Source organism: Shigella sp. FC1967 (assembly GCF_001743005.1).
In the GTDB taxonomy this organism is placed as follows: domain Bacteria; phylum Pseudomonadota; class Gammaproteobacteria; order Enterobacterales; family Enterobacteriaceae; genus Proteus.
This window is the reverse complement of the sequence record NZ_MIIZ01000284.1, coordinates 1-248: the sequence shown is the minus strand read 5'-3', so window position 1 is coordinate 248 and position 248 is coordinate 1. Positions and strand designations below refer to the sequence as shown.

Annotated in this window: 1 protein-coding gene; it reads left to right on the top strand. The window is 45.6% G+C overall.

Features of this window, described 5'->3' with window-relative positions; all coding sequences use genetic code 11:
- Positions 1–248 (top strand): 50S ribosomal protein L18 (gene rplR / locus BHE89_RS02575; protein WP_128860285.1); only part of this gene is annotated, 248 nt, incomplete at both ends.

Sequence of the window (248 nt, the reverse complement as noted above, 5' to 3'; positions counted from 1 at the left end):
TATTTATGCGCAGGTTATTGCACCAAACGGTTCTGAAACTTTGGTGGCCGCTTCTACTACAGAAAAAGCTATCATTGAGCAACTGAAAAACACTGGAAACAAAGAAGCAGCAGCGGTAGTTGGTAAAATTGTTGCTGAACGCGCTCTGGAAAAAGGTATCAAAGTAGTATCATTTGACCGTTCCGGTTTCCAATATCATGGTCGAGTCCAGGCACTGGCAGATGCTGCCCGTGAAGCTGGCCTTCAGT